This window comes from Pseudoalteromonas sp. 19-MNA-CIBAN-0066, assembly GCF_040308705.1.
GTDB classification, from domain to species: domain Bacteria; phylum Pseudomonadota; class Gammaproteobacteria; order Enterobacterales; family Alteromonadaceae; genus Pseudoalteromonas; species Pseudoalteromonas nigrifaciens.
The window spans coordinates 16,157-42,575 of record NZ_JBEONZ010000022.1; the positions used below are offsets into that span (position 1 = coordinate 16,157).

A 26,419-nucleotide genomic window follows, 5' to 3' on the forward strand; every position below is an offset into this window, starting at 1 on the left:
CTATCCAGCGTTTATATGTGTGGGTGCTAAAAAATGTAAATTGTTGTGTACTGTTGTGTAATAACTGGTTTTGTCGGGCTATTTCACCGTCAACCCCTAAATAAGATCCACTTTTTTGGCGGTAGTTCTCATATTTTTAGCCAGCACTACAACAATTAAAGCAAAAGCAATCGTAACTAAAATAGCAATAAAGTAGCCATTTAATGGCCCCCAACTAAACAAATCGGGCAGGTAAACACCTTGCCCAGCATAACTACTTGTAGAGATTACACTTTGCGTGATCCAGCTTTGCGTTGCTTGTAGCGGAAAACCAAAAAACACACCTGCTCCAAAAAATACCAATGTTGTTAGTGCGCGTGGTACATCGCTTACCATTTCTACCATCATGCCGGTAGCACAGCAGCTCGACAAGCTCATACCGGCACCAAACATTACGCCACCAATAATCAGGCCTAAATTAATAGGGTTAACCCATAAGTTATAACTTGTTGAATCTGTATTTACTAATAAGCCAGCATTTATAATGGCAGTAATAACAAACATAAACATAAGAGTTTGCAATAGCTGTGTTGAGCCACGTCGGTATGCGCGATTAATGCTGCCAGCAAAACCAATTGAACCTTTCGCTAAGGCAAAACCCAAAGCTAAGCCTAGCAGTAGACGTAAAAACAGTGATGATGTTTCGAGAAATAGTGCCCCTAACAAAATAGATAAAATTGCAATAGCGCTACCTAGTATGGCTTGTTTTTTATTCACGTAAGTACCTAATAATTAATAATACAAAGCAGAAGTGTAAGTGAAGGGCGGATTATTCTATTGTGCTGCAAATGCTACCCTATAACTTGTTGGTATATATACGTCATTAATACTCTATGCTGTAAGCAAGTGAAGTAGTTGATTAAAAAAATATATGAGAGATTTAAAGCGGACTTAGGTAGGAGGTATTTTAAGTAAACATTTATAAAATAATATAAACACTCTATTTGCTAATAAAGTGTTTTATATTTGTGTTTTTAGTAATAGTGAGTAGCTTAAAAGTTGGCAAGCTCCTTAGCAGTGAAAGTTGCATTACTAATTACACCCGTTTTTTGAAACTTGATTCTGCCTTGCTGATCAAGCACCGTCATTATATTAGAGTGCTCTACCTCGCTATTCCCTATATTTTGATACTTAATGTTTAATGCTGCAGCTAAGCTGCGCGCATCATCGGCTGAGCCTGTTAATAAGCTCCAATTATGCGCACTTAGTTTTCTGCTTTGGGCAAAGCTTTGTAATACCGTCGGGGTGTCTGTATCAGGGGTAAGCGAGACTAATATAAATCCAACATTGTTTTTTTCTTCATCACTAAGCTTATTTTCAATAGCTTGCATGGTCGACACAATAGTAGGGCAGGTATGCGCACAATGTGTGTAAATAAGGCTCACTATTTGCTTTTTACCACTAAAGCTACTTAATAAACGCTCGTGGCCATCTTGATCTAACCACGTATTATTTAATTGGTATATCGAGTTTTGAGGAATGTTTTGAGCTGGAGCCTGTTTGCTATTTTTAGATGAAGCTTGAGCATAGGCTTGTAAGTAAGCCTGTGTGTAGGTTTGTGAGAAGCCTAGTGAGTAAGCGGCTGAGCTGGTTAATAATGCCGTAACAGTACACATTTTAACAAATAGTGTTATCGATTTAAATTTTATCATTTTGATACTCCATTAAAAAACCACAATTAACTTAGTGCTGCGCTATTAAGCAAAAAGGGTTTATGCAGAACAACTAACTAAATGTAAATCTTGTTAACATTATTTAGTGTTGATTATTGATACTATCGAGTTTTAATAGCTGCACATCGTTTATTTGCACTATATAAATCATGTATAAGAACCCAAATGTAAAATAGTTGTTTTATTTTTGTTGGATGTGGTTTGCCTATTGTGCTAAGTTTTTAGTAGTTAAATATTTTCAAGTATCTAAAAATTAAAACTAATAATTTATATACTGACATTTACTTAACTACGCTATGAAGCATATTTATAAACAATGGAGAGTTATTAATGAGTGATGCAGCAACATTAAAAAGTGCAGACGAAAAGTTTTGTTCGGACTGTGGAGGCGTAATTAGTTTAAAAGCAGAAATTTGTCCTAAATGTGGGGTAAGACAAACAGCGCAACCTAATTCATTAGGTGGTACTGCGCCCAATGGTAAGAGTAAAATAGCTGCAGCATTGCTTGCGGTATTTTTGGGTGGTTTTGGTGTTCATAAGTTTTACTTAGGGCAAATTGGCTTAGGCTTTATTTATCTGTTGTTCTTTTGGACAGCTATTCCGGCGATCATTGCATTTGTAGAGTTTATTATTTTATTAACCATGAGCGATGAAGCGTTTAATAATAAATATGGTTACGACTAGAAGGTGTTTGACCTTCTAGGTTAAAGGTTATATTGCTTTAACTAACAATAAAAAACGCCAAAAGAATGTATGTGCTTTTGGCGTTTTGTGTTTTAGCTAGTAAAGCTAACTAATGTATATTTAATTACTTAGTAGCCATTCACTCAATAAACGCACGCCAAATCCGGTACCGCCAGCAGATACTTCGTCTTTGCCTTTTTTAGCTAATGCATTGCCGGCTATGTCAATGTGTACCCAGCGAGTGTCACCGGCAAAATGCTCTAAAAAGCTTGCTGCAGTAGTTGCACCAGGGCCGCTGGAGCCAACATTGGTTAAATCAGCAATATCCGACTTTAAAGCATCTTTATACCCTAAAGGCAGGCGCCATAAGTTTTCGTTAACCTGTTTACCGGCTAAGGTTAATTGCGTCACTAATTTATCATCTTGTGAAAATACTGCAGCGTATTCATTGCCAACAGCACCTACTTTAGAGCCAGTTAATGTGGCTACATCAATCATTATTTCAGGATTAAAGTGCTTACGCGCATACCACATTGAATCGCTAAGTACCAAGCGGCCCTCTGCGTCGGTATTAAGTATTTCTACACTTAAGCCTTCAGCGGTACGTACTACGTCGCCCGGTGCTACAGCAAATTGCGACACCATGTTAGCGGCCATACCCATCACTGCAACTACGTTTTTATCTGCTTTAGCAAGTGCCATTGCTTTTACAGTACCCAGTACCGCTGCTGCACCTGCCATGTCTGATTTCATTCGTGCAATAGATGCACCTGTTTTAATGCTGTAGCCGCCAGAGTCAAATGTAATACCTTTACCTATTAGGGCAATAGGTGCGTCGTTAGACCCTTTATAATGAGCAACTACAAGGCGAGCGCCTTGTTCGCTACCACGGCCAACAGCTTCAAGCGCTCCCATACCTAGCTCTTTTAATTGTGCAGGCTCAAGTACGCTAATAGTAACGCCAAGAGACTCTAATTCTTTAGCTGCATTGGCAAAGTCGACCGGGGTCATGTGGGTAGCAACTTCAGAAGTTAAGTCGCGGGCTAAAAATACCCCAGCTTGAATGCTTTGCAGTACTTTATATGTTTTTTGTGTTTGCTTAGTATTGGTAACATCAAATGTGTAACTAATGGTTTCTGTGTTGGCTTTTTGCTTATACTTTTCAAAGCGGTGGTCGCGTAAATTAGCGCCATGAGCAAAGTTAGCTGCTAACTCGGCATTATTATTTAAGCCGGTTACGTCATCAAATATTACACTTGCAGTTGTTACTTTATTGCCAAGTAAGCGAGCATGTATATTGCCACCTAATTTTGCAATACGGGCTTTATCTAGTTCTTTTTGTTTACCCGTACCTACCACTAATATACGATCGTATTTACTGTTTTGTGGTGCTATAAGTTCGGCAACACTGGCGTAATCGCCTTTAAAGTTTTCAATGTCTATTACGCGCTGTAAATGCTGTTTGAACTCTTTATTAAGTGCTTTAAATTGTTTGTTTTTTCCATCTTGGCTATAAAATACGACTAATGTTTGTGCATCTTTGTTTATGTTTGATGAGAAAGTAAACTCAGCTGCGTGCGTACTCATACCAGCACAAAGCGCTATAGCTAAAGAAGAGGCTTTAATTATGTTTGTCATTGTTTGACCCAAAAGAATATAAAGCCCTGTTTTACCTTATTTTAGCCCAATAGGTTAAGCCCTATACGTTGAATGCGCAATTTCTAGCGATATGTAGCCTTAAAATTTAAACGAGCGCTATTACTTGAGATAAAACTTTAAATAAAATAGAGTATTACACAGTTAAAAGGGTTATTAATTTAAGCCGTTATACTTCCTTAATTGAGAAAATACAGTGCAAGCCAAAGAAATTCGTAACTTTTATATTAACGAAGAGCAATCTGTTTATTTGCTCTCACACCACGATGCTAAAAAGCATAGACAGTGGCTTAATATATGTATTAAAAAACTTACCTTACTTGGTTACGAAAATGTAGAAATGATTGGTTCAGGCGCTTTTGGTTTTGTTTTTGCGGGACACGACGATGCCGGCTTACCTTGGGTATTTAAGTTTTCGCGTATTACGCTAGCGCAAAGTATACGCGACCGCCTAGAAGACGAAGCTTACATGCTATCGCAAATTAACAATCCACTTGTACCTGAATTTTATGCATTTGAACGAATTAAAAAACAAGGCATTTTAATGATGGCTCGCGCCATGGGCGAAGACCTTGAAAAAGTATCGTTGAAAAAAGGCCGAATTGGCGCTGCAAAAATTATGACGCTGGCAGTGCGACTCAGAAACGTGCTGCTCGATCTGCGCAATCATAATACGGGTATAACGGCGCAGCCTATTGTGCATGGCGACATTAAACCTTCAAACTTAGTATGGGACGAAGCCAGTGATGCACTATCGTTAGTGGATTGGGGAAGCTCGGTATACGCGCAAATAGATAGTGACGGTAACCCCATTGCCAGTAATTTTATGGATTTAATGTCGGCAGACCTAAGCACTACTAACGCACGTATGGGCGATGTTTACTTTATTGGTGAAGCACAAATGTCGGGAGAGCAATCATCTCCACGCTTTGATGAGCAAGGCGTAGCGGCAACCTTGTACGCACTTGCTTCTGCACAGTCTTGCCGGTTTGGAGTAGACGTTATTCCGGCCAGCAGTTTAGGGCTACCAATAGAGCTGGCTAAAGTAATTGACGGTATGCTCTCTAAAAACAAACAAGTGAGAGATAGCGCAGGTGATTACTTTATGCGTAACATTACTAGTATGGCGAAAGCGTACCTACCTGAGTTACCTAAAAAAGTAGTTAAAGCCGCGATTCCGTTTTGGTTTAGTTATGACGAAGAGCCCGAAACCGTTGTATACAGTTCACGAAAGCAGTTTTTACGCCAAGCCGATCATAAACAGCAATTGCTTGATGTAAACGATGCCCAATTAGATCGTTACTACAAAGAGTTTTTGTTTGATACCGGAGATACCGAAAAAGCATTTTTAGCCTCAATTAGTCGTTTAGCAAAATATCCTGCCGTAGGCGGATTAAGCTTTCATTGGAAAGATGAGTCACTGTTTGTTGAATCATCGCTAATTTTGTATAACGAAACGTTAGCCGCTGCATTTACCGATGCGGTAAATAACACCGTAATGCTGGCACAAGCAATTAGCCAAAAAGGGCTGTTTAAATGTTGTTTGTTTGACGCACGTAAAACCATTCAGCTAGAGCGCGATAGAACCGGCGCCTTTAAGTTTGAAAGTTTACCAGAACTTGATTTTGAAACGGTGAATGTAAATGCCAGTGATGTTACCCGGCCACATTCTTACTTTGAAGATGGTAAAGATCCCGACGAGCAACTACAACTGCCAAAAAAAGTAATTAAATGTGTGTTTGAGCTAAATCAAATACACCACACTGGCTGCATTATTTTTGAAGCGCTGCCCGATAGGCTCAAAATACATCATTACTACCGGTTGCTCGATGCCAGTAAAGAGGATGAGTTTAGGCGGCTGCTTAATAAGTTGATGCAATACGCAGTGAATATTACCGACGTAGGGGTAGCCGGTTTTATGAAGTTACCTTACAAAAATACTCGTGAGTTTAGTTTGTGCGAGCAGCAGGGCAATCATTACTATCCTAAAAACCCAAAAATGACACTTTAAATATGGCAAATTTACACTCTGCTGGCATACAATAAACGTTAAATATAAAGTTAGGTGATATGGCTAAATTAAAACCGATAATTACGCTGCAAAGCTACGGTATTTACTCAACATGGGATAACGAGAGTAAAGCATTGCCGCAAATAGAGCAATTTACTACTGAGGTCATCGCTACTCTTGATGTTGAATTTGGTTTGATCATAAATATTAAAAAAGCCAAAGGCGAAAAATTACATTACAGCATTTATCATCCTAATATACCCGATGATGAAGGCGACATAATGCCTCCTTTTTCCGGAGTGGTGTATGTTAAAGACAGCGACTGGCATTTTTATTTAGGTGATACTTTATGGCCACCAATTAATAATAAACTTGGTAATTGGCGCATGACCATAGAGTACAATGGCAAACTTATAGCGGATAAAACATTTAATGTAGCACTGCCTACAGAGCGCTCGGCTGTAGAGTTTTGGCAAGATAGGGGATACAAGCCACTAAAGTAAAGTTTATATCTTTGTTGCTGTTAACTTATAGGGTATGAGTAAAAAGGGCGTAATAAAAAAGCCGGCAATGCCAGCTTTAATAAAGTGTGGTTTAACCTTGTGCTTTAGTTGCCCCAAGGATTAGTAGAGCTAACACGCTGTTTACGGGTACGCGCACGTTGCTTAGTCTCTTTTTTCTCCATAATACGCTTTGCATCAGTAAAGCTTAACTCACACGGCTCACCAGGTTTATGATCAGCAGGGATCACGCGATCACGCGGTGGCAGTTCGTATTGCACATCATCAGGACGTGGTAAGTTTTTAAGGCGATACAAATAAAAGTTATCTACTTTTTCTTGTGCCCACTGTGTTTTACGTAAAAATTTAACCGCCGATTTAATATCAGGATTATTTTTAAAGCAATTTAGCTGTAAATAAGCGTATAGGAGTTCCCACCCATATTGTTCAACCAGCTCTTCAACCACTTGTTCTAATTTTACGCCTTGCAGTGGGTTATTACTGAAAAGTTCTTGGTTGCTCATAGGTGTTACCTCGTTATTAAAATACAAATTGTATTATAAGTTTTATCTATAAATTTTGAAACTCTAATATAATACAACCAATGAATTGAAAGATAAAATTTACACGTGTTTAAATAATCGGTAATATTAAAAAGCTTCATAAAATACGGCAAGATGCCAATTTATAGTATAAAGATTAAGGAATATTACGAAATGGGACTTTTTAATAAGATTAAAACTCAAGCAAGCACTATTGGCTCAAATATTAGTGACTCTACATCAAAACTAGGTAGCGATATTGCTACTTCAGCAAAAGAAAATGCAAAACTTTCAGCTATTCGCGCAGAAATCACTTCAATTGAAGGTCAGCTTAATATTGGTTATAAAGATATCGGTAAAAAATATGTCGAGAACCTTTTAGCTAATCAAGGTGAAAATGTTGAAGTTACTTTACAAGAACCTTTAGCTAGAATAGAACCTCTATTAGAGAAAAAAATAGAGCTTGAAGATGAAGCTATTGAAATAGAAAAGAAAATAAAAGATCAAATTATAATTCAAGAAAAAGCAATTTTTCAAAAAGAATATGACCAAGAGAAAGAGAAATTAGAAAAAGCAGTTAAACTTGATGTTTTATCTAAAGAAGAAATGGAAGAAAAGTTAGCTAAGGCACGTTTGAAATTAGATAACTTTGACAATATTCGTAAGCTTAAAAAGCAAGAAGAAATGGGTTTGATTACTAAAACAGAATTAGCTGAAAAATTAGCTACGTTTGGTGCATAAGTAAATTTTTAGCCGCATACTATTAGTATGCGGCTTATTTTTATTTAATTAACTTTGGCAATTAACTACAACGCGGCCACGAATTTTACCTTCCATAAGCTGCTCGGCGTTATCAATTACTTGTTCAAGCGTTATTTCAATCGATATTTTATCAAGGTAATCAGCTGCTACCAAAGACGCTAAACGATCCCATGCTTCAATTCGGTCGGCTTTTGGGCGCATTACGCTATCAATGCCTATTAATCGAATGCCACGTAATATAAATGGTGCTACAGAGCCAGGTAAATCCATACCTTGTGCAAGCCCACATGCGGTTACAACACCTCCATATTTTAACGAGGCGCAAATATTAGCTAAAGTATGGCTACCTACTGAGTCTATAGCTGCGGCAAAACGCTCTTTTTGTAGCGTCTTACCTGGGTTTGAAAGCTCATCACGATTAATTACATTTGCTGCTCCTAGCTCTTTTAAATAATCACTTTGCTCCATTCGTCCAGTAGCTGCGGTTACATTGTAGCCAAGCTGATTTAGTAAATATATTGCAAAACTACCTACGCCACCATTGGCACCGGTTACCAGCACTTCGCCTGAATCGGGTGTTATGCCTTGTTTTTCGAGTGCAATTACACTGAGCATAGCGGTGTAACCCGCAGTGCCAACTTGCATAGCTTGTTTAGGTGAAATGCCAGCAGGCAAGGGGATTAACCAATCGCTATTAAGTGCTGCTTTTTGAGCAAGCCCACCCCAGTGTTTTTCGCCTACACCAAACCCATTTAAAATTACCTTATCGCCACTTTTAAATTCATCGCTGGTGGAGTGGCTCACAGTGCCTACTAAATCTATACCCGGCACCATAGGAAAACTGCGTACCACAGGCCCTTTTCCGGTTATTGCTAAGCCATCTTTATAATTTAAAGTGCTGTATAGCACATCAATAGTGACATTTTCATTCGGCAGGTCACTATTCTTAATGCTGCTTAAAGAGGCGCTGTAGTTATTATCATCTTTATTAATAACAATGGCTTTAATTGGGTTACTCATGGGATATCCTTTTAGACCGATCGTCTTTTAATTGGTAAAAAAAACGCATTAGGTTAGTAATGCGCGTAAAAACATTTCTGTATACAAAGTAAGTGGAGTATTAGACTTAGTGAGCTTGGCACGCATAACCGCACCCTCCCAACCAATCCAAAAGTACTCACTCATTAATGGGGTGTTTACACTGTTGGCAATTGTACCTTGCTGCTTTGCTTGGTTTAAACACACCTCTACCAAGTTTTGCCAGCTAGTATAACTTTGCAATAAGCGGGTTTTAAATTCGTCACTTAAGTGATTCAGTTCTTGATTTAAATTGCCTACTAAACAGCCACGCTTATAATCGTACTTCTTCATCCCTTTAATGGCACTTTGGGTAAAGTTGACTATTCGCTCCAGCGGGGGCACGTCACTTTGTTGTAAATAATGATTAAGTTTGGCAATAAAATAACTGTCGTAAGCATCAACAAGGGCAATACCGTACGCTTCTTTACTTTTAAAGTAATGATAAAAAGAGCCTTTAGGTACGGCTGCTTTTTTTAATATGGTATCGAGGCCAGTTGCGCTAAAACCAAACTCGGTTAGTGTTTCTAGGCCTGTGCGAATAAGTAACGCTTTGGTATCTGCGTTTTCTCTGGCTACTTTGGGTGGGCGGCCACGCCTCACTGGAGTTGGTGTGTTTTTGTTCATACAACATATTAGACCGATCGACTTTAAATAATCAAGCATTAATTGTGTTGTTTATAAATAAGCTAAAGAAAATTTAAAATAATTAAAAAACAGACTAAATTAATTTGGAACTAAGGCTAAATTAGCCGGTCACAATATATACACAACAGTGTAATAAAACGATTTTTTAATCGTGTTTTTAAGTTAGATTAAACCGGTCAATACTTTGCAAGTACGACCACTTACTTTTTAAAAAGCTAATTCATCATTGCATCAGCAGCTTAGTTAAAGTCAAACTAATTAATTGCTTTTATAATTTGAATTAACCTTTTTTATTAGCTATTCATTACATGTAGATTTCACTAATGCTACAAAATATATAAATACAAAGGTGAGGATATTACCGATGAAGAGACAAAAAAGAGATCGTTTAGAGAGAGCACATTCTCAAGGATTTAAAGCAGGTTTAGCAGGTCGCTCTAAAGAGCATTGTCCCTATCAACAAGTTGATCCAAAATCAGAATGGTTAGGTGGTTGGCGCGAAGCAATAGACAATCGTAATATTTATAAAACATAGTATATAACTGAATTTAAGCAAAAATGCCTCCAAGTGGAGGCATTTTTGTATGTTTATTTTAATTATTAACAGTTAATTAAAATGCACTGGTATCTTGAAATAGACCTACTTTTAAATCTTTCGCTTCGTAGATTACACGGCCATCTACTTCTACCGTGCCATCGGCAACACCCATAAATAATTTGCGTTTAATTACGCGTTTCATTACTAGGCGGTAGGTTACTTTTTTAGCAGTTGGTAAAATTTGGCCGGTAAATTTAACTTCACCCACACCTAGCGCACGGCCAAGACCTGGACCGCCAGACCAACCTAAGTAAAATCCAACTAACTGCCACATAGCGTCTAAACCTAAGCAACCAGGCATTACAGGGTCACCTTTAAAATGGCAGTCGAAAAACCATAAGCTAGGGTCAATATCTAGCTCAGCAACAATTTCGCCTTTACCGTGTATTCCGCCATCGGCAGTAATAGAGGTAATGCGGTCCATCATTAACATATTGTCGCTTGGTAAACGGCAGTTACCTTCACCAAACATTTTACCTTCACCACATAGGATCAAGTCTTCTTTTGTATAGCTATATTTAGGTTCCATAACACTTATCTTCGCTTATAAATTGCCAACTACTTTAGCGTACACTTGTACGCTGAACAACTCGGATCAGTTAAAAAAGCTAAATTTAGGAGGTTTTTTAATCAATCGATTGGTGTAATTGATTTTAGCCTGATTAAACCGCGCAATTACAATCATAAATCATTATAATTACAGCTGACTTTTAACCTGTTTAAAGGAAATTTATGATCCTTTTTGTTAACTCACTAACAGTGATAGATTTTTCTTACTTGTGTAATAAACGCGGCGCAGTTGGCGAGAGCTGGATTGTTGATTTAACTTTGCATGGCAAACTAAACAATGAGTCTATGGTATTAGACTTTGGCTTAGTTAAAAAGCAAATTAAAGGCATTATAGATGAGTGTATTGATCATCGTTTAGCTGTACCTAAAAATCTAAATGGCGTGGTTAGCGAATTTAGCGACCATAAAACATTGGATTGTACATTTGGTGATAACCACCATTTGTCGATGAGTGCTCCACATCAAGCTTATTGTATGATTAACGCAGATGAAGTAACTATTGCATCGGTTACAGATTTTTTAATAGCGACTATTTTGCCACAACTGCCAGATAATATAGAAAAAATTGAGCTGTCATTGAAGCCAGAGCATAATCAAAGCTATTATTACCATTACAGCCATGGCCTTAAAAAGCATGATGGTAATTGCCAACGTATTATTCATGGGCATCGTTCTCAAATTGGTATTAGTTTAGATGGTATTTCTATGCCTCGCCTGCAAAAAGAATGGTCACAAAAGTGGCAAGACATTTATCTAGCCACCGCTGAGGATCAAATTAAGGCAGACGAGTTACAGCACGTTAGCGCAAAAGCTGGCGATGTATGTTTTGCATATACTTCAGCGCAAGGCTATTTTGAAATGGCTATTAGCGAATCGCGTTGCGATATTTTACCTAGCGATACCACGGTTGAATGCATTGCAGAATACTTAGCGGGTCAGGTAAAAGCACAGTATCCTGAAAAAGCGGTAAAAATAACGGCCTACGAAGGAGTAGGCAAAGGGTCTATTAGCCATGCTTAAAACATTATTAGCAGCCGTGTTAATTTCCTCTACTAGCTTAAGTGCAATGGCACTTGAGCTAAAAGGGCAATTAACTCAAGGCGGTTTAGTAACCGGTAATATTAGCAACGCGCAGTCGGTTAGCTTTAACGACAAAATACTTAAGCTTTCGAGTAAAGGTGATTTTGTATTTGGCTTTGGCCGCGATGCACCAACAAATCACACACTTAAATGGGTTGATAAAGCTGGTGTTGAGCACACTGAAAGCCTAGTAATTACTAAGCGCGACTATCAAATTGATAAAATTACCGGCGTTGCTAAAAAATATGTATCGCCGGCTAAAGAACTCAGCGCACGTATAAGTAAAGAGGCTGCTGCGATTAGAGCTGCGCGCCAGGTTAATTCTGACCTATTGTACTTTTTAGATCCTGTGCTAAAACCTGCACAAGGGCGTATATCTGGGGTGTATGGTAGCCAACGTTATTTTAATGGCGAGCCACGCAGACCACATTTTGGCTTAGATATAGCCAATAAAACGGGGACACCTGTGTATGCACCTATAAGTGGTACAGTGGTGTTTTCGCAGCCGGATATTTATTATTCAGGTGGCACACTTATTTTAGACCATGGCCACGGCGTTACCTCTACTTATATTCATTTAAGTAAGCTTGATGTAAAGCTGGGCGATAAAATTGAGCAAGGTAGTAAAATAGCTGAGATAGGTGCAACAGGGCGGGTAACAGGCCCACATTTAGATTGGCGTTTTAACTGGCAAGGTGAACGCCTTGATCCGGCCTTATTAATGCAAAACAAATTAGCTAATAAAAAGTAGATACTATGACACAAGTAGAGCGCGATGCTATTATCGCGCAACGTATTAAAGATTCCACCACATCGGTAACTAAAACAGTGTTTCCGGGGCGAACTAATCACCACAACACTTTATTTGGTGGCGACGCTTTAGCTTGGATGGACGAGGTTGCTTTTATAGCGGCAACGCGTTTTTGCCGTAAGCCTTTAGTTACCATTTCATCAGATCGAGTAGACTTTAAAGAAGCTATTCCTGCAGGTACTTTTGCTGAACTTATAGCAAAGGTGGTGCATGTAGGTAATACCAGTTTAAAAGTTGATGTCGATATACTTCTAGAAACTATGCATAATGACAACAAGCATTCTGCTATTAGTGGCAGCTTTACCTTTGTTGCAGTAAATGATGATCACCGACCAACGCCTGTGGTTTGCGATAAAATGATTTATGGTTTTGACAAGTAAACATTAGAATAAAGTATTTTAATGTTATTAAAAATAAGCACTTTAAGTAGTGCTTATTTAAACACCGCTAAAGAACACATCATACTAATTAATTGCAAAAGATATAGCTAAACAGCAGAGTCAATTTTAATAATAATTATCAAGGTGGGAGGTCGATAACCTAATCTATTATTAGGTTATCGTTTTACATTACTTAGGTTAAAGCACCATGGCGGCTATCCAGCCAAATATTAATAACGGTATATTAAAGTGAATAAAGGTAGGCACTACTGAATCCCAAATGTGGTCGTGCTGGCCATCAGCATTTAGCCCGGAAGTTGGCCCAAGTGTAGAGTCAGAAGCGGGGGAGCCTGCATCACCTAACGCACCGGCCGTACCCACTAAAGCAGCAGTGGCCATAACCGAAAAGCCCAGCTCTAAACATAAAGGAACAAATAAAGTAGCTATAATTGGCACGGTTGAAAATGAGCTACCTATACCCATGGTAATAAACAATCCAACTAATAAAATAACCGCTGCCGCAATGGGTTTATTCCCAGCAAATAACTCAGCGCCACTGTGTACTAAACTAGCCACATGACCTGTAGCTTGCATAACAGCTGCAAATCCTTGAGCAGAAATCATTATAAAACCAATCATTGCCATCATAGCGACGCCTTTACTAAATACGTCGCCATTATCTTCCCATTTAACGATGCCGAAAACGCTAAAAATCATTACACCCACTAAGCCACCTAAAATCATTGAACCGCTAGCGTTTTGCGCAATAAGTGAAGCAAGTACAGCAAACAGGCCAACTAACATTACCTTTTTTGGGTTTTCTACCGTGGTTTCTTTACTTTCTATGGTAAGCGGTAGCGCTGCGTAGTCGCGACGTTTTCTGTAACTAAAAAATATTGCAATTAATAAACCTGCAAACATGCCCAAAGCCGGAATTATCATTGCCATAGGCACTTGGGTATTTATTATTTCTAAACCGTTATCCACTAAATTTTTATGGAGTATTGAATATAAGTAAATACCACCAAAGCCATACGGTAGTACCATATAAGAAGTAGCTAAACCAAAAGTTAATATACAAGCTATTGCACGTCTATCCAGCCTAAGTTTATTAAAAATTACCAGCAGCGGTGGAATAAGAATAGGAATAAAGGCGATATGAACCGGCACTAAGTTTTGCGATGAAATGGCGCAGATCATTATTATAAATAAAATAAAATAACTGAGCAGGGTTTCACTGCCACTTTTTTGTGCATTAACTTTAGCTAATAATTTTGCGGCTAAAATACGTGTTAAACCTGACTTAGAAATAGCCACTGCAAAAGCGCCTAACATGGCATAACTTAGTGCTATTTCAGCACCTGCCGACAATCCCGAATTAAAGGCGTCTATACTTTCTTTTAAGCCCAAACCAGCGGTTAAACCAGCAACTAGGGCACTTATTATCATTGCAACAATAACATTTACGCGGACCAAGGTAAGCCCAAGCATTAATAAAACGCCTATAACAACCGCATTCATAGATTTCTCTGTTTCGTAGATTTAATTAATTTTATCAGATATTTTGCCTGAGTTTTACGTTCTTTATTAAATGGTTTTTTAGCATAACGTACTTGGTTAAATAACTGACTAAACTCGAGTAATTGTTGCTCAACATGCGGCGCTTGCGATGCTAAGTGTTGTAATTGTTGAGTAGGCGTTAAATGATCGGCTATCTTAAGTTTACGTTTTTTAGCCCAATTTATAAGTTGTTCAAACTCTTTAACCATAGGAGCTAATTTAGTAGCGGGCTTAGGCCAATTTAAATAAACAAAATAACTAACAAAAGTTAGCCCTAAAATAACAATTACAGCCAGCGGTACCAGCCAAATATTTTTGCTGCCAAAAATAGACTTTAAAAAGTCGTTTTGTTTTTCATCATCAAAACCAAGTACCCAGCTAGACCACCTATAATCTAAGTTTTCTAGCTCTAGCCTTAGCCAATTAATAGCTGCAAAGTTACTTAAACTAACTAAACCAAAGTCGAGATTGCTTTTAAACTCATTATTTAACTCAGTATTTTGTGAAAGCGATCCTGTAAGCCTATCGGGAGCAACCACCGCTGTGGCATCAAATATTTGCCAGCCTTCATTATCTAAATACACTTCTACCCATGCATGTGCATCATATTGGCGAACAGATAAAGTATTATTATCTGTATTAAGCTCACCACCTAAATAGCCACTGACAACTCTTGCCGGTATACCCGCACTTCTAAAAATATAAGCTGCGGCACTGGCATAGTGGCCACAAAACCCACGTTGTTGCTCAAACATAAACTGATCAATAGTATTGTTGCCGCTCATTGGCGTCGGGTTAAGCGTATAACTAAATTTTTCGTCTATAAAGTACTGTAGTAATGCATTGTAAAAATCACGGTCGCTGGTTAAGTTTTGTTTTAAATTATAGGTAAGGGCACTTGCTTTGTTATTGTCGTTATTTACTAAGTGTTTGTAGTGTTTAGTTTGCCACTGTAATAAAGGAGCATTTGTTAGTGCAGAGCTACTTGCTGTGTATTGCACACTTTTAGCTTGGTAATTTTTTTTACGCAGTAAGCCCAGTGAGTCACTCTCTACGTTATCGTTATTACTGGTTGCAAAGTTGAGCCCATATAACCACTTTTGACTCGAGGGCTCGGCAATAATCGAATAGTCGTATTTTGTTAAACTACTAACTTGTTGCGTTTTAGTTTGAGTTACGCTGTTATGCTTTAATAAATTGGAAGTGAGCCACGCATTTCCGTTAAACTCATCGTGTACTAAGGCACGCCAATACAGGGGAGCTTTAGGTGCTAGATCATTAAATTTAGCTCTAAAAACCAGTTCATCTGAATTAGATAACTTGGCAATATCAAACGGATCTATTTGCTCAGACAAACCAGTTTTAGCTAACTTTGGCCCAGGTAGTTGCCAAAATGCCGGCATTTTTGGTAAAAATATTAATAAAAATACCGCCAGTGGTAATGCCAATAATAGTAATTTACCGCTTTGTTTAGATGCGACTTTTAAATTATGTTTTGATTCTAACAAGCCCAGTACGGCAAAATTTAAAATGTACAAACTACTCACTACTAAAGTAGTTAAAATACTTTGGTTAAATAAATAAACCGCCGAAAGCGAAAAAAATGTCAGCGTAGTTATTACATGATAATGCTTTTTAGTTTTCGCCTGTAACAACTTAAATAAGCTTGAAAGCAACAACATAGCCACAAATAAAATAACCGTGTCGCTAAATCCCACACTAAAAAGCATTAACCCTAAAGCAAGTGCTGCTAAAGCGTTAGCCAACCAGGCATTAGGTTTAGTTTTATTACTTATGGTTACATAAAAGTTCCACGCACAAAGTAGCGCTAGTACACTAATAAATACAATTGGTAAGTGAGCAATAAAAAACACGACTAAGCAGCTGTATATAAAACACAGTGAATAATTTATTACTTTTATGTTTTTTATTGCCGTCACTTTGTATAACCATTAAATGTACTAAGTGATTCTAAACAAAGTGTTTTATGTTGCACACCTAGGTTGGTAGCTATTATTTTACTTGGTAGTTTTAGCATAAAGGGGGTGTTATTCTCTGTTGCTTCACATACTAAAAAGCACAGCTGGTTTAAGCGTTGCTCGGTATCGCCATGCATTAAATCAAAATCAAATAATGCATCAGCAGCTTTAAAATCAACAAACTCTTTAACTAATAACTGCTGTGTTTTAGCAAAATGTTTCCAAGAAATTCTTTGCAATCCCATTTCAGGCAAGTGCGGTATTAATGTTTCAAACTCTTCACTACCGAGTTGTTTGGCAATACCGTTTTCGGCTTGCTCGGCTAGACTATTTATCTGAGCGTCACTAAACACCTTTTCAAGTGAAGGGTAAATATAAACACTTGATTGTAGTTGAATGTAGCTCCAAACAGTGATCAAGCCAAAGGGATAATTACTGGCAATTTTTATTCGCTGTAGTGAGTAACATCCGCGTTTGTTATAGGGTAGTGGTAAGCTTAGCGTTTGGGCTGCATTGGTTATTTCATCATGATTAATTTGCGTTTGTTGATCGCCTTGATAAACTAGCATCACAGATTGGCAAATCGAGGGGCTTTGTACAGCAAACTGAACTTGTGGATTTTGTGGTGCAAAGCTCGAAAGTGAATTTTTAAAAGTAACAGTTAAGCCTTTTGCATTGCTGTAACCCAGTAGTACAGCAATAATCATTACCACAAACATTAAATAAGCCATGATCAAAATTAAGTTGTTTTGATAGTTAATCCCCATCACAAAATTTAAAATAGCTACACTAATAAAGTAGCAGCCAAGGGCTGATGGAAAAACATAAATAGTTTTGTGTTCAAGTGTAATTGACTGTTTTAAATGTTTATTTTTTAATAATTTATTAAATATGGCACGTTTAAATGACTTAAATAAAGCAGGGCGCTTAGCTTTTTTATTTGGCATAAATGCTATACCGGAACCATAACAGCTTTTAATATTTGCATAACTTGCGCTTCGCCCGACTCATTGTGTAACCCTAAACGGTGCTGACAAACACTGGCAAAAACTGCTTGCACATCTTCAGGCATAACATAGTCACGACCGTCAATATAAGCCCATGATTTAGCAGCTTTTGCTAATGCCATGCTAGCGCGTGGCGATAACGATGCAGCAAAATTATTACTTTCGCGTGTATAATTTACCAATTCAATAATATAATCAATTACAGGATTACTTAGTATAATATTGCTAATTTCAGTTTGAATTTGAGCTAATTGTTGCTCAGTAATACGTTGTGGTAGCTGGGTGTAGTCACGCTTTTGCATATTTAGTAACAGCCTTTTTTCGGCTTCTTTTGGCGGAAAACCAAGGCTAATACGCATTAAAAAACGATCTAGCTGCGACTCAGGTAAAGGGTAAGTACCTGATTGATGTAATGGATTTTGTGTAGCAATAACAAAAAATGGGGTAGGAAGAGAATACTTTTTACCATCAACAGTAACTTGTTGTTCTTCCATTGCCTCAAGTAAGGCGCTTTGTGTTTTAGGTCCCGCTCTGTTTATTTCGTCTGCTAAAACAACTTGGCTAAAAATAGGCCCTTTATGAAAGCTAAAACTGTGTTCATTACTATTAAATACATTAGTACCTAATATGTCGGCTGGGAGTAAGTCGCTGGTAAATTGTATCCGTTGATACGACAAGCCTAAAACGGCTGCTAAGGCATGCGATAACGTTGTTTTACCCATGCCAGGTAAATCTTCAATTAGTAAATGGCCTTCACTAAATAAGCAGGTGAGCGCGAGCTTTATTTGTTGTTTTTTACCAAAAATAACATTAGATAAATCATCGATAATTGCACTAACAGAACTTTGCATACTAACCTTATTATTATTCAATGAGCTCTAAACGCTTCATTACTGTATCTACTTTTTGTACATTAAACGGTTTTGCTATAACCCCTTTAGCACCAAGTTCCCACGTATTTTCTACATTTTCGAAACTGTTATGGCCAAAGCAAATAACAACATGAATATGCGGATAGCAATTATTTATATAAGTTAAAATATCACTACCTTCAGAGTCAGGTATTTCGACATCTAAAAATATAACCTTTGGGGACTTTTCGCTAAGCAGCGGTTTTGCACAATCAAAATCTTCACACTCAAGAATATCTTCATAACCAAGATCCGTTAAAATTTGGTTTAGATAGTCGCGACTGTTTTTTGTATCATCAATGATTAAAATAGGTTCTAGTGGGTGCACAAATTCCATATGTTGTTACTTCTATTGTTAATACCATTTGAGTACTTTCAATACTAAGCTAACCACCTCATAAGCTCAAGATAGTAACTAAAAAACAGTCATTAATAACTGATTTAAATAATTTTTGCTACTTTGTCGTTTTATTAAATAACCTCCGCGCATTACTTATCCTTTAATATTGTAAAAATTTACGTTGCAAGTGATTTACGTTTAATTAATAAAAAACAAATTAACAATTATGATGTTTTAACCTGCTGATATAATTGACTTATTATTACAGCGTGACGCATTGTGAATTTTTTGTTATTTAAATAGTTGACGTACGAACTTCTTGCTGGGATTATGACCACAAGAAGGGCTTATGCTCACATTGTAATTTAGCACTATATAACTCAAGCCAAACGCAGAGCTTATACAACCAAAGAAGCATATTTATGAAAGCTAAACATGTATTAACACTAACGGCAGCAATAGCAACTTATAGTAGCCAGGTACACAGCAACGATTTTAATTTAGGGTTAGAATTTAAAACAAATCACTTATGGCATGGCTCAATTGTAACGCCAGGCCCAATGGTTGCTGGTGAATTAACTTATAAAACGGCGGATAATAAAATCACCTTAGGTTTATGGGGTGGGTCCTCTTTTGATGGTGAGTATCAGGAGTTTACTTATTTTGCTTCTTATAAGTTTTCAGAGCAGCTGTTCATTGAAATTGTTAATCATGGTAACCACTCGTCGATTAATAATGTAGATATTTTTGACTATTCAAGCGATCCGGATAAAACCGGAAACTTTATTGATGTCGGTCTTGGTTACACCTTTGCGGGCGAAATGCCATTATCTCTTTACTACTCAGTAATAGTTCAAGGAATAGATACCTATTTAGATGAAAGTTCAGGAAAAAACAAACAAGCTTACACTAACTATCTCGAAGCTAGCATGCCCGTGTGGAAGGGTAATGAATTAGATGAGCAAGTCTCTGTATTTATTGGTGGTGCTTTTTCTTTTTTAGATCAGCAAAACTTTTATGATGATAACGCTAATATAGTTAACTTAGGTTTTACTTACTCCAAGAGCTTGCAAATACTAGAGTATAATTTTCCTATATCGGCAACAGCTATGTGGAACCCCGCGCAAAATAAAGGTGCATTACAGGTCGCATTTACGTTTTTATAATTTTTATAGCTGTGGCCATAACTTGCACTTAGCTGTAATAGAAAAAATATGTTGTGAGCAATTAGAAAGCGTTAACTTGATTTCTATTAGTGCAATAACATGAAAATTCGACACTTTTATTAAATGAATGGTATATTTAGAGGGCTAATAACAATTAAATAATTCGTTCAATTAACAAAAATATTTTGCTGTTAATCAATTTTAATAGTCTATTTATTTTGATTTTAAGAGGTTTCAGTGGCCAAGCTATCTAATACAGAAATTAGAAAACTCGATGACGCAGCAAGAGCAGGGTGGTTGTATTATGTTGCAGGTAAAACACAAGACGAAATAGCTAAAAAGCTTAATACCTCACGCCAATCGGCACAAAGAATGGTAGCGCTATCTGTTAGCCAAGGATTAATAAAAGTAAGACTCGATCATCCTATTGCTAAATGTATGGATTTGGCTGAACAAATTAAAACACGTTTTGGTTTGCTCTCTTGTGATGTAGTCCCTAGTGATCCGTCAGAACCTTCATCTACATTAGGTTTGGCACAAGCTGGTGCGGCTGAAATAGAACGCCATTTAAAATCACCACAACCAAAAGTTATTGCAATGGGAACTGGGCGAGTTTTACGCGCATGCGTAGATGAGCTCCGAACACAAGATTGCCAACAACATAAAATAGTTGCCATGTTAGGCAATATGGCATTAGACGGATCGGCATCGCCATACGATGTAGTAGTAAGAATGGCTGAGCATATAAATGCTAAACATTACCCAATGCCGTTACCTGTTTTGCCACGCACCATTGAGGAAAAGCTGCAACTGCATTCACAGCAGAATGTTGCTAGTAATTTAAAATTAGCCACGAATGCAGATGTTACATTTGTAGGCGTTGGTAATTTAGGATTAAATTCGCCACTTCATAAAGACGGTTTTGTAAGCCTTGACGAACTCCAAGAGTTACAACAGCAAGGTGCTGTAGGAGAAATGATCAGCTGGGTGTTTGATAAAAATGGTAAGTTATTAGATTGTAATGTTAATCAACGAGTAGCAAGTACGCCATTAAAAGTTAATTCAGATAAACAAATTTTTGCCATAGCTGCCGGAGAAGAAAAAGTATTAGCCATTTTAGGTGCGCTAAGATCTAAAATGATTAGTGGGCTTATTACTAACGAATACACGGCCGAGCGTTTACTAAGTATTGAGTAACTTATATTTTAAATGAAAACCTGAAATATAATATTCCATGCATTAGATTACATACATTAGAAAATATTAATTAAATTTAAATGTACCAAATTGAGAATAACTAACTTAGATAAAAACCTCTTTAATGTCCGATACCGTCTATTGTATATAGTGATATTTATGTGTACTTTTCTTTTCAGTTAATAAACATTACCTTTATATTTACTACAAAATAGATTAACTTGTTGATATCAAGAATAATTAAAACTTAAGATGTCAACAGTTACCGTCATTGCAAAAATCATTACAGATAACACAGGCTCGTGGGTACATGTTCCTGTAATTCTTACCGTTAAAGGTGACATACCATTAATTACAGACTATTTCCTAATATTAACCGCACAAGGGAAAAGTCGCTCCACTCTTTTATCTTATGCAAGAGCTTTAAAACTATTTCTTGATTACATGGAAGCTAATAAAAATATATTTAGTGACCCAGAATTATTGCTTACTTCATTCATTTTAAGGTTGAGATCCGGTACTTTAGATGAACAGGGATTCGATCCTTCAGGCCTTTATTGGGAACCAAAGTCTTTTTTTAATACTAAAAACATTACTCGTTATTTGGTATCATTTCTAAATTGGTTAGAGCCAAATTGCGCAAAAATTCAGAAGCTTATCCCTAATGATTTTCACAGTGTATTACTATATTCAGCATGGTATAGAAAAAATATAAATGACTTTCTTGGGCATATAAAAAAATTCAGAAACAAACAGTTAAGCTTCAGAGAAGTAAATTACACCTCAACGAAACCACATTTATTAGTCGAAGGTGATGCAGTGGCTTTTCCTGAAGATAAATTTAAAGTTTTTTTCGTCGATGGTTTTTCAATTCAACGTGATTTAAGAATTTCAATAAGAGACAAACTAATTTTACTACTTATGCATGGAGGAGGGTTAAGAGAAAGTGAAGCTATGGCTTTGTGGGTTTCAGATGTTGAATTAGCCCCCCTAAATAATAACTCTGCGCTTGTTAAGATATATAATGAAGAACAAGGTATTGCACCGTATGGCTGGAAATCAAACAGAGGTGGAAATACTAGAAAATTATACCTAAAAGAAAAATATGGTAGAATACCTCGTGTTTCTATGTTCAATAGTGAACATTTAGGCTGGAAAGGTGGGACTATAGACCACAGAGATGGTTATATAATTGTTAATTGGTTCCCATCATACTATGGCGAAATTTTTCTTAGTCTCTGGAAAGTTTATCAAAAATATCGAGCTTCGATATTATGCAATCATCCCTATGCCTTTATTTCATTTCATCAAAAATATTTCGGCTCTCCTTACACATTAAATGCATTTCATCAAAATTATAAAAATGCATTAAAGAGAATTAATTTACTTCCCTCAAAGCATGAAGGTTATGACCCACATGGTCATAGACATAGCTATGGTAGGCGTTTACGAAGAGCCAACGTAAACCCATTAATAATCAGAAGATGTATGCATCACAAATCTCTTGATTCTCAAACTCCATATACAGAGCCAAATTTCAACGAAATATCAAATACTTTAACTACTGCTACAGAAGCATTAGTTAAAGGTGAAACACCATTAGATTTAAGTTGGGAAAACCTTACGAAATATGGTTTCAATGACATAGATCCTCATCAATACTTTTCGGGCAAAAATAAAAAATTTAAGGAATAAAATGATAAAACCAATTAAAAAAAATGACAATCGGAGTGTTGATTTAACATTTAGCTGGTTATCTAAAGCTATTGGCACTAAATGGCTTTCGTGGGAGAAGTTGGCTGCCGAATGGATGAAGATGCAAACAACTTCTATTGACGTCAAAAGAGTAGCTCTTACTTTTTTATTAGAAAAATATTTTTTAATACATGCTCCCTATGCATCTAATATCGATACTTTTTTTAGTGGTTCAAATGGTCATATAAGTAATTCAGATGAATTTATTGAAGTAATGAAAATATCAGGTGTCAACGACCTTAACGAGCAGGCAAGGAGACCAAATTATATAGTTGATTTCATTGACTTTGTCATCGAGAAGCATTTTACAGTTCGTGATCAAAATAATGTCTCCATAAAAACGGTTGTTAACCCATTTACAAAGGTTAAATTTAAAAGTGTTCCTCTTGAGACTGTTCGCCAACCACTCCCTTATAAATATATACTCTCGCTAAGAGATATAATTTCACCGAGTAACGATAAAACAACTAAGCATGATAATACATCCCACTGTCCATCATTCAAAGATTGGCTTTGGGCACAAGCTCAAACAGGGGTACGTTCAGGAACAAGGGGTGGTGATTGGTTCGAGGTACCTGAAAGTTTAATTAACAAAGATGATCCTGACTGCGTTTGGCGCCAAAGAAAAATCAAATCAAAAGGCGCTACTGATAGAGTAATTATTCAAATGTGGTCCCCAGTCAGGGCATTGGCACTCCTGATAAAACTGCATTTACCACTGAGAACCTATCAAATAAGAATGTTAGACTCCGGAGAGGATGATACTTGGAAATATGACAATAAATCTTGGATACAAAATGAAAGTAAATTAACAAAAACCTCAAGTCCTAAATTGGTTGAAAAAGGTGTTTTTAGGAGAATATATGATCAATATACTTCAACTTATACAACAGGACTATTCATAAACACTAATAAAACCTCTGATGCTGAAGTTGACGCTGGGTATGTAATACCGTGGAACCACCAAGAAGTTTTATATTGGCTTGAAAAACTTAGAAACTGGCAGAAAAAATATAACCCGATACAAAGACCTATACATTGTAAAGAACTTTCAAAAAGGCATTTAGGCACTACTAAATCTAAACTTCAACTCAATGCAATGGGAAATATGTGTTTTTTATTTCGAGACCCAACAGCTCAAGGAGATGATAAGTTTAAACCTATTGATGCTGATTCCTTAAAGCGTTTTTGGCACTCTTTATTATTAGAGCTCGAAAATAATCTATTTAGTGCGGGTGATACTCTTGATAATGGAGAAAAACTCAGCCTAGTTGTAAATTATGAAAATGAAAAATTAAAAGGGTCAACAACACATTTCCCTCCACATAGCTTGAGAGTAAGCTTAATTACAGCTTATTCAATGGATTCTAACGTACCGATTCCAGTAATTTCTAAACTTCTTGCCGGTCACGCGAGACTTATTTCAACAATATATTATAACAAAATATCACCATCTGTTATGGCAGATAAAATGCGATATGCAGAGGGAGAGTTGCTCGAAAATTCGGATAGCTCACTTCGCTCATTTTTAAAAGATGCATCAATTAATCAAATTAAATGTAACGTTGTTTATAACAGTGAAGATAGTATCGTTGCATCGCTAGCAAATAGAAACCCTATAGGATGGGAAGAAAGAGCTTATGGTATGTGCTTAGTAGGTGGAAATAATGTTCGCTCCGATGAAATGAGTACACTTGGTGGATGCTGGAATGGTGGTGAACTTCTAGTTAATAAAGCTAGAGCAATAGACCGAGTATATGGAAAAGTACCAAATGGTCCAGAGAATTGCATTAGGTGTAGGTGGTTCATCACCGAAGCTGTTTATTTACCAAAACTAAATGCTTTATTTAATCAGTTAAGCTACAAAGCTCATGAAGCGTCAAGCTTAGCATTAGATTTAGAAAAAAAGTTAGATAAACTCAAAGACACAAAGTTTATCGCAGAGCAGAACAGCAAACCATTTTTAAAATTTGAAGAGCTTCGATCACTACAACGTAGGTATGAAAAACAAAAAGTTGAATCTGATGAATACACTAAAGACTGGATATCATGTTTTGGCCTGATATCTAAAATTATACAGCTAGAAGAAAACCGAGAAACTGACAATAATAAAAATAAATTAATTGCCTTAGGAAATACAACTGATGTAAATATGGCTTTGAAGTTCGTTGAAACTAAATCTGAACTATTACATCTATCATGCTTATGTGAGGATGCGGAAATATACCCAGATTTTATGGATACATTACAAAAAACTCCAGCATTAAAGCAACGTACAATTCAATTAAGTCGGATCTTACTCAAGCAAGGTAAGAAACCTATTTTCTTAGAAATGGGTGATAAAGAACAATTAATTGCTGGAAATGCAATGATAAGACAAATGGCTAAAATTGCCGCCCCGAATGATAAGTTTGAAGGATTTAGAGTTGTTGCTGATTATCTTGAAGCCGAAACATACCTCACTGACTCAAAATTACTAGATGCCGGGTACACTGAGACACATAACAATTATATCAACTTACCTTCTCATAAATGAGGCACCCAATGCAATCAAACTTAGAAAAAAAGCACCAAGATGAGAAGCTAGAAGCTCTAAAAGAAGGGAAAACACAAAAGACTAAAGATACACTTGATAAATTGAACTTAATTTTATCTAATTATTTTGAGCAAGGAAATGTTGATTTTTCAATAACAAATATCGGAATGATAAGTTATAAAAATAGCGGTCCCAGTTACGAAACGCTTCGTGCAACAAAAAATGTGCACTATAGAAAGCTAATTAGTTATTGGGCTGAATTAATCAAAAGTCAATCGGTTGACAATAAAGTGGTATTACCAGCTACGGATAATGAGCTTTTAAATACGATACCCGATATTGCGGCTCGCGCATACTTTGCAAGAATTTTAGCTGAAAGAAAGAAATTTAAAACCGAGCTGAATATCTTAAAAAGTCAATCGGAAATAGTAATCGATAAGCGTAATCAATATACCCAAACTACAGACTTTATTCCTAACTTAAAACTAACTAATAATGAGTTATCAGCGCTTACTTATGCTGTATCGGATGAGTGTATTAAGCTCAATGGTTGGCTAAAAACTGAATTAGGCCAAATAAAAGGAAGTGAATATCAAAATGAAATATTCCCAAGAGGCTTTATACAAGCTTTGAATAAAGTAATTAAGTCTAATGAGTAATATAAACACAATGTACTACCTATGAGGTTTGTTATTAAAATTAGATGTATATTGGTCTGTCAAGTGGGTTTAATTTATGAATCTGACAGGCTGTTATGTGCCATGAGCAGTCATTCATGATCAACTCGTTTCTGCCCCAAAATGAGTCAGCGACTGTATGAGCCATTACTCTCCATACCATCATTTGGAATATTTTTTCTAACCCAAATCAAGGGGGCTAATCTGCCTTGAGAAACATAGATATTTTAAACCTTAGTGCTCTCGTAGCTATAGACTTT

Annotated in this window: 25 protein-coding genes; 13 read left to right on the forward strand and 12 right to left on the reverse strand. The window is 36.8% G+C overall.

Annotation, left to right across the window (positions count from 1 at the left end):
- Positions 1-96 precede the first annotated feature (96 nt).
- Together AAEZ18_RS12715 and AAEZ18_RS12720 are read right to left on the reverse strand one after the other, a co-directional pair.
- Positions 97-756 carry a YeeE/YedE thiosulfate transporter family protein gene (locus tag AAEZ18_RS12715; RefSeq protein WP_350595091.1) on the reverse strand — a complete coding sequence of 220 codons (660 nt, stop codon included), beginning with the start codon at positions 754-756 and terminating at the stop codon, positions 97-99.
- 275 nt (positions 757-1,031) lie between these two features.
- Positions 1,032-1,691, reverse strand: coding sequence for an SCO family protein (locus AAEZ18_RS12720; protein ID WP_350595090.1), 660 nt, complete (start codon positions 1,689-1,691; stop codon positions 1,032-1,034).
- Positions 1,692-2,042: 351 nt separating this feature from the next.
- Here AAEZ18_RS12720 and AAEZ18_RS12725 point away from each other — a divergent pair, with 351 nt between their 5' ends.
- Positions 2,043-2,396: a TM2 domain-containing protein gene (locus AAEZ18_RS12725; protein WP_011328163.1), complete on the forward strand. Its 354-nt coding sequence runs from the start codon at positions 2,043-2,045 to the stop codon at positions 2,394-2,396.
- A 120-nt stretch (positions 2,397-2,516) separates the two neighbouring features.
- On the opposite strand, the gene AAEZ18_RS12730 is transcribed toward AAEZ18_RS12725, so the two are convergent.
- The gene (locus tag AAEZ18_RS12730) at positions 2,517-4,034 is read right to left on the reverse strand and encodes a leucyl aminopeptidase (RefSeq protein WP_350595088.1); all 1,518 of its coding nucleotides are present in this window, start codon (positions 4,032-4,034) and stop codon (positions 2,517-2,519) included.
- A 214-nt stretch (positions 4,035-4,248) separates the two neighbouring features.
- Between AAEZ18_RS12730 and AAEZ18_RS12735 the strand changes: the two genes are divergently transcribed.
- Together AAEZ18_RS12735 and AAEZ18_RS12740 are read left to right on the forward strand one after the other, a co-directional pair.
- The gene (locus tag AAEZ18_RS12735) at positions 4,249-6,063 is read left to right on the forward strand and encodes a protein kinase domain-containing protein (protein ID WP_350595086.1); all 1,815 of its coding nucleotides are present in this window, start codon (positions 4,249-4,251) and stop codon (positions 6,061-6,063) included.
- Between the two features lie 59 nt (positions 6,064-6,122).
- Entirely contained in the window at positions 6,123-6,566 is a 444-nt protein-coding gene (locus tag AAEZ18_RS12740) for a DUF3859 domain-containing protein (RefSeq protein WP_011328166.1), read from the forward strand.
- A 104-nt stretch (positions 6,567-6,670) separates the two neighbouring features.
- Here AAEZ18_RS12740 and AAEZ18_RS12745 read toward each other — a convergent pair whose 3' ends face one another.
- Positions 6,671-7,087, reverse strand: coding sequence for a VF530 family protein (locus tag AAEZ18_RS12745; RefSeq protein WP_011328167.1), 417 nt, complete (start codon positions 7,085-7,087; stop codon positions 6,671-6,673).
- 192 nt (positions 7,088-7,279) lie between these two features.
- Here AAEZ18_RS12745 and AAEZ18_RS12750 point away from each other — a divergent pair, with 192 nt between their 5' ends.
- Entirely contained in the window at positions 7,280-7,846 is a 567-nt protein-coding gene (locus AAEZ18_RS12750) for a hypothetical protein (protein WP_350595085.1), read from the forward strand.
- 48 nt (positions 7,847-7,894) lie between these two features.
- Here the strand turns inward: AAEZ18_RS12750 and acuI are convergent, their stop codons facing one another.
- Positions 7,895-8,887, reverse strand: coding sequence for an acrylyl-CoA reductase (NADPH) (acuI, locus tag AAEZ18_RS12755; RefSeq protein WP_350595083.1), 993 nt, complete (start codon positions 8,885-8,887; stop codon positions 7,895-7,897).
- Positions 8,888-8,935: 48 nt separating this feature from the next.
- Positions 8,936-9,571 carry an acrylate utilization transcriptional regulator AcuR gene (gene acuR, locus AAEZ18_RS12760; protein ID WP_041454420.1) on the reverse strand — a complete coding sequence of 212 codons (636 nt, stop codon included), beginning with the start codon at positions 9,569-9,571 and terminating at the stop codon, positions 8,936-8,938.
- Positions 9,572-9,956: 385 nt separating this feature from the next.
- Between acuR and rmf the strand changes: the two genes are divergently transcribed.
- Positions 9,957-10,127, forward strand: a complete 171-nt coding sequence (gene rmf, locus AAEZ18_RS12765) for a ribosome modulation factor (protein ID WP_011328170.1) — start codon at positions 9,957-9,959, stop codon at positions 10,125-10,127.
- Between the two features lie 76 nt (positions 10,128-10,203).
- Here the strand turns inward: rmf and fabA are convergent, their stop codons facing one another.
- Positions 10,204-10,719, reverse strand: a complete 516-nt coding sequence (gene fabA, locus AAEZ18_RS12770) for a bifunctional 3-hydroxydecanoyl-ACP dehydratase/trans-2-decenoyl-ACP isomerase (protein ID WP_350595081.1) — start codon at positions 10,717-10,719, stop codon at positions 10,204-10,206.
- Between the two features lie 203 nt (positions 10,720-10,922).
- Here fabA and AAEZ18_RS12775 point away from each other — a divergent pair, with 203 nt between their 5' ends.
- From AAEZ18_RS12775 to AAEZ18_RS12785, 3 genes are read left to right on the forward strand one after another with little or no spacing between them, the layout of a single operon-like run.
- The gene (locus tag AAEZ18_RS12775; RefSeq protein ID WP_350595079.1) at positions 10,923-11,780 is read left to right on the forward strand and encodes a 6-carboxytetrahydropterin synthase; all 858 of its coding nucleotides are present in this window, start codon (positions 10,923-10,925) and stop codon (positions 11,778-11,780) included.
- Positions 11,773-12,591: a M23 family metallopeptidase gene (locus AAEZ18_RS12780; RefSeq protein WP_350595078.1), complete on the forward strand. Its 819-nt coding sequence runs from the start codon at positions 11,773-11,775 to the stop codon at positions 12,589-12,591. The genes AAEZ18_RS12775 and AAEZ18_RS12780 overlap by 8 nt, the downstream gene beginning before the upstream one ends.
- 5 nt (positions 12,592-12,596) lie before the next feature.
- Positions 12,597-13,031 carry an acyl-CoA thioesterase gene (locus tag AAEZ18_RS12785; RefSeq protein WP_011328175.1) on the forward strand — a complete coding sequence of 145 codons (435 nt, stop codon included), beginning with the start codon at positions 12,597-12,599 and terminating at the stop codon, positions 13,029-13,031.
- A gap of 198 nt (positions 13,032-13,229) precedes the next feature.
- Here AAEZ18_RS12785 and AAEZ18_RS12790 read toward each other — a convergent pair whose 3' ends face one another.
- From AAEZ18_RS12790 to AAEZ18_RS12810, 5 genes are read right to left on the reverse strand one after another with little or no spacing between them, the layout of a single operon-like run.
- Positions 13,230-14,552, reverse strand: a complete 1,323-nt coding sequence (locus AAEZ18_RS12790; RefSeq protein WP_041454421.1) for a Na+/H+ antiporter family protein — start codon at positions 14,550-14,552, stop codon at positions 13,230-13,232.
- Positions 14,549-16,531, reverse strand: coding sequence for a transglutaminase TgpA family protein (locus AAEZ18_RS12795; protein ID WP_339683252.1), 1,983 nt, complete (start codon positions 16,529-16,531; stop codon positions 14,549-14,551). Before AAEZ18_RS12795 ends, AAEZ18_RS12790 begins: the two co-directional genes overlap by 4 nt.
- On the reverse strand, positions 16,528-17,517 hold the full coding sequence (locus AAEZ18_RS12800) for a DUF58 domain-containing protein (protein WP_339683249.1): 990 nt from the start codon (positions 17,515-17,517) through the stop codon (positions 16,528-16,530). The genes AAEZ18_RS12795 and AAEZ18_RS12800 overlap by 4 nt, the downstream gene beginning before the upstream one ends.
- 5 nt (positions 17,518-17,522) lie before the next feature.
- The gene (locus tag AAEZ18_RS12805; protein WP_182676693.1) at positions 17,523-18,428 is read right to left on the reverse strand and encodes an AAA family ATPase; all 906 of its coding nucleotides are present in this window, start codon (positions 18,426-18,428) and stop codon (positions 17,523-17,525) included.
- A gap of 13 nt (positions 18,429-18,441) precedes the next feature.
- A complete protein-coding gene (locus AAEZ18_RS12810; RefSeq protein WP_086994129.1) occupies positions 18,442-18,825 on the reverse strand; it encodes a response regulator in 384 nt (127 codons plus the stop codon).
- A gap of 425 nt (positions 18,826-19,250) precedes the next feature.
- On the opposite strand from AAEZ18_RS12810, the gene AAEZ18_RS12815 reads away from it, so the two are divergent.
- The 5 genes from AAEZ18_RS12815 (at position 19,251) to gmtX (ending at position 26,141) form a co-directional block, all read left to right on the forward strand.
- A complete protein-coding gene (locus AAEZ18_RS12815; RefSeq protein ID WP_179807052.1) occupies positions 19,251-19,994 on the forward strand; it encodes a hypothetical protein in 744 nt (247 codons plus the stop codon).
- Positions 19,995-20,231: 237 nt separating this feature from the next.
- Entirely contained in the window at positions 20,232-21,191 is a 960-nt protein-coding gene (locus AAEZ18_RS12820) for a sugar-binding transcriptional regulator (RefSeq protein WP_179807051.1), read from the forward strand.
- A gap of 252 nt (positions 21,192-21,443) precedes the next feature.
- Positions 21,444-22,886 (forward strand): gamma-mobile-trio recombinase GmtY, encoded by a 1,443-nt coding sequence (gene gmtY, locus AAEZ18_RS12825; RefSeq protein ID WP_350595121.1) that lies wholly within the window; start codon positions 21,444-21,446, stop codon positions 22,884-22,886.
- 1 nt (position 22,887) lies between these two features.
- Positions 22,888-25,482: a gamma-mobile-trio integrase GmtZ gene (gmtZ, locus tag AAEZ18_RS12830; protein ID WP_086998417.1), complete on the forward strand. Its 2,595-nt coding sequence runs from the start codon at positions 22,888-22,890 to the stop codon at positions 25,480-25,482.
- An 8-nt stretch (positions 25,483-25,490) separates the two neighbouring features.
- Positions 25,491-26,141 carry a gamma-mobile-trio protein GmtX gene (gene gmtX / locus AAEZ18_RS12835; RefSeq protein WP_086998414.1) on the forward strand — a complete coding sequence of 217 codons (651 nt, stop codon included), beginning with the start codon at positions 25,491-25,493 and terminating at the stop codon, positions 26,139-26,141.
- The last annotated feature ends 278 nt before the right edge of the window (positions 26,142-26,419 follow it).

What these genes read in the sequence shown, in the direction of transcription:
- AAEZ18_RS12720 (WP_350595090.1), bottom strand. Translation starts at nt 1,691, where the DNA reads ATGATAAAATTTAAATCGATAACACTATTTGTTAAAATGTGTACTGTT.
- AAEZ18_RS12725 (WP_011328163.1), top strand. Translation starts at nt 2,043, where the DNA reads ATGAGTGATGCAGCAACATTAAAAAGTGCAGACGAAAAGTTTTGTTCG.
- AAEZ18_RS12730 (WP_350595088.1), bottom strand. Translation starts at nt 4,034, where the DNA reads ATGACAAACATAATTAAAGCCTCTTCTTTAGCTATAGCGCTTTGTGCT.
- AAEZ18_RS12740 (WP_011328166.1), top strand. Translation starts at nt 6,123, where the DNA reads ATGGCTAAATTAAAACCGATAATTACGCTGCAAAGCTACGGTATTTAC.
- AAEZ18_RS12745 (WP_011328167.1), bottom strand. Translation starts at nt 7,087, where the DNA reads ATGAGCAACCAAGAACTTTTCAGTAATAACCCACTGCAAGGCGTAAAA.
- AAEZ18_RS12750 (WP_350595085.1), top strand. Translation starts at nt 7,280, where the DNA reads ATGGGACTTTTTAATAAGATTAAAACTCAAGCAAGCACTATTGGCTCA.
- acuI (WP_350595083.1), bottom strand. Translation starts at nt 8,887, where the DNA reads ATGAGTAACCCAATTAAAGCCATTGTTATTAATAAAGATGATAATAAC.
- acuR (WP_041454420.1), bottom strand. Translation starts at nt 9,571, where the DNA reads ATGAACAAAAACACACCAACTCCAGTGAGGCGTGGCCGCCCACCCAAA.
- rmf (WP_011328170.1), top strand. Translation starts at nt 9,957, where the DNA reads ATGAAGAGACAAAAAAGAGATCGTTTAGAGAGAGCACATTCTCAAGGA.
- fabA (WP_350595081.1), bottom strand. Translation starts at nt 10,719, where the DNA reads ATGGAACCTAAATATAGCTATACAAAAGAAGACTTGATCCTATGTGGT.
- AAEZ18_RS12775 (WP_350595079.1), top strand. Translation starts at nt 10,923, where the DNA reads ATGATCCTTTTTGTTAACTCACTAACAGTGATAGATTTTTCTTACTTG.
- AAEZ18_RS12780 (WP_350595078.1), top strand. Translation starts at nt 11,773, where the DNA reads ATGCTTAAAACATTATTAGCAGCCGTGTTAATTTCCTCTACTAGCTTA.
- AAEZ18_RS12785 (WP_011328175.1), top strand. Translation starts at nt 12,597, where the DNA reads ATGACACAAGTAGAGCGCGATGCTATTATCGCGCAACGTATTAAAGAT.
- AAEZ18_RS12790 (WP_041454421.1), bottom strand. Translation starts at nt 14,552, where the DNA reads ATGAATGCGGTTGTTATAGGCGTTTTATTAATGCTTGGGCTTACCTTG.
- AAEZ18_RS12800 (WP_339683249.1), bottom strand. Translation starts at nt 17,517, where the DNA reads ATGCCAAATAAAAAAGCTAAGCGCCCTGCTTTATTTAAGTCATTTAAA.
- AAEZ18_RS12805 (WP_182676693.1), bottom strand. Translation starts at nt 18,428, where the DNA reads ATGCAAAGTTCTGTTAGTGCAATTATCGATGATTTATCTAATGTTATT.
- AAEZ18_RS12810 (WP_086994129.1), bottom strand. Translation starts at nt 18,825, where the DNA reads ATGGAATTTGTGCACCCACTAGAACCTATTTTAATCATTGATGATACA.
- AAEZ18_RS12815 (WP_179807052.1), top strand. Translation starts at nt 19,251, where the DNA reads ATGAAAGCTAAACATGTATTAACACTAACGGCAGCAATAGCAACTTAT.
- gmtY (WP_350595121.1), top strand. Translation starts at nt 21,444, where the DNA reads ATGTCAACAGTTACCGTCATTGCAAAAATCATTACAGATAACACAGGC.
- gmtZ (WP_086998417.1), top strand. Translation starts at nt 22,888, where the DNA reads ATGATAAAACCAATTAAAAAAAATGACAATCGGAGTGTTGATTTAACA.
- gmtX (WP_086998414.1), top strand. Translation starts at nt 25,491, where the DNA reads ATGCAATCAAACTTAGAAAAAAAGCACCAAGATGAGAAGCTAGAAGCT.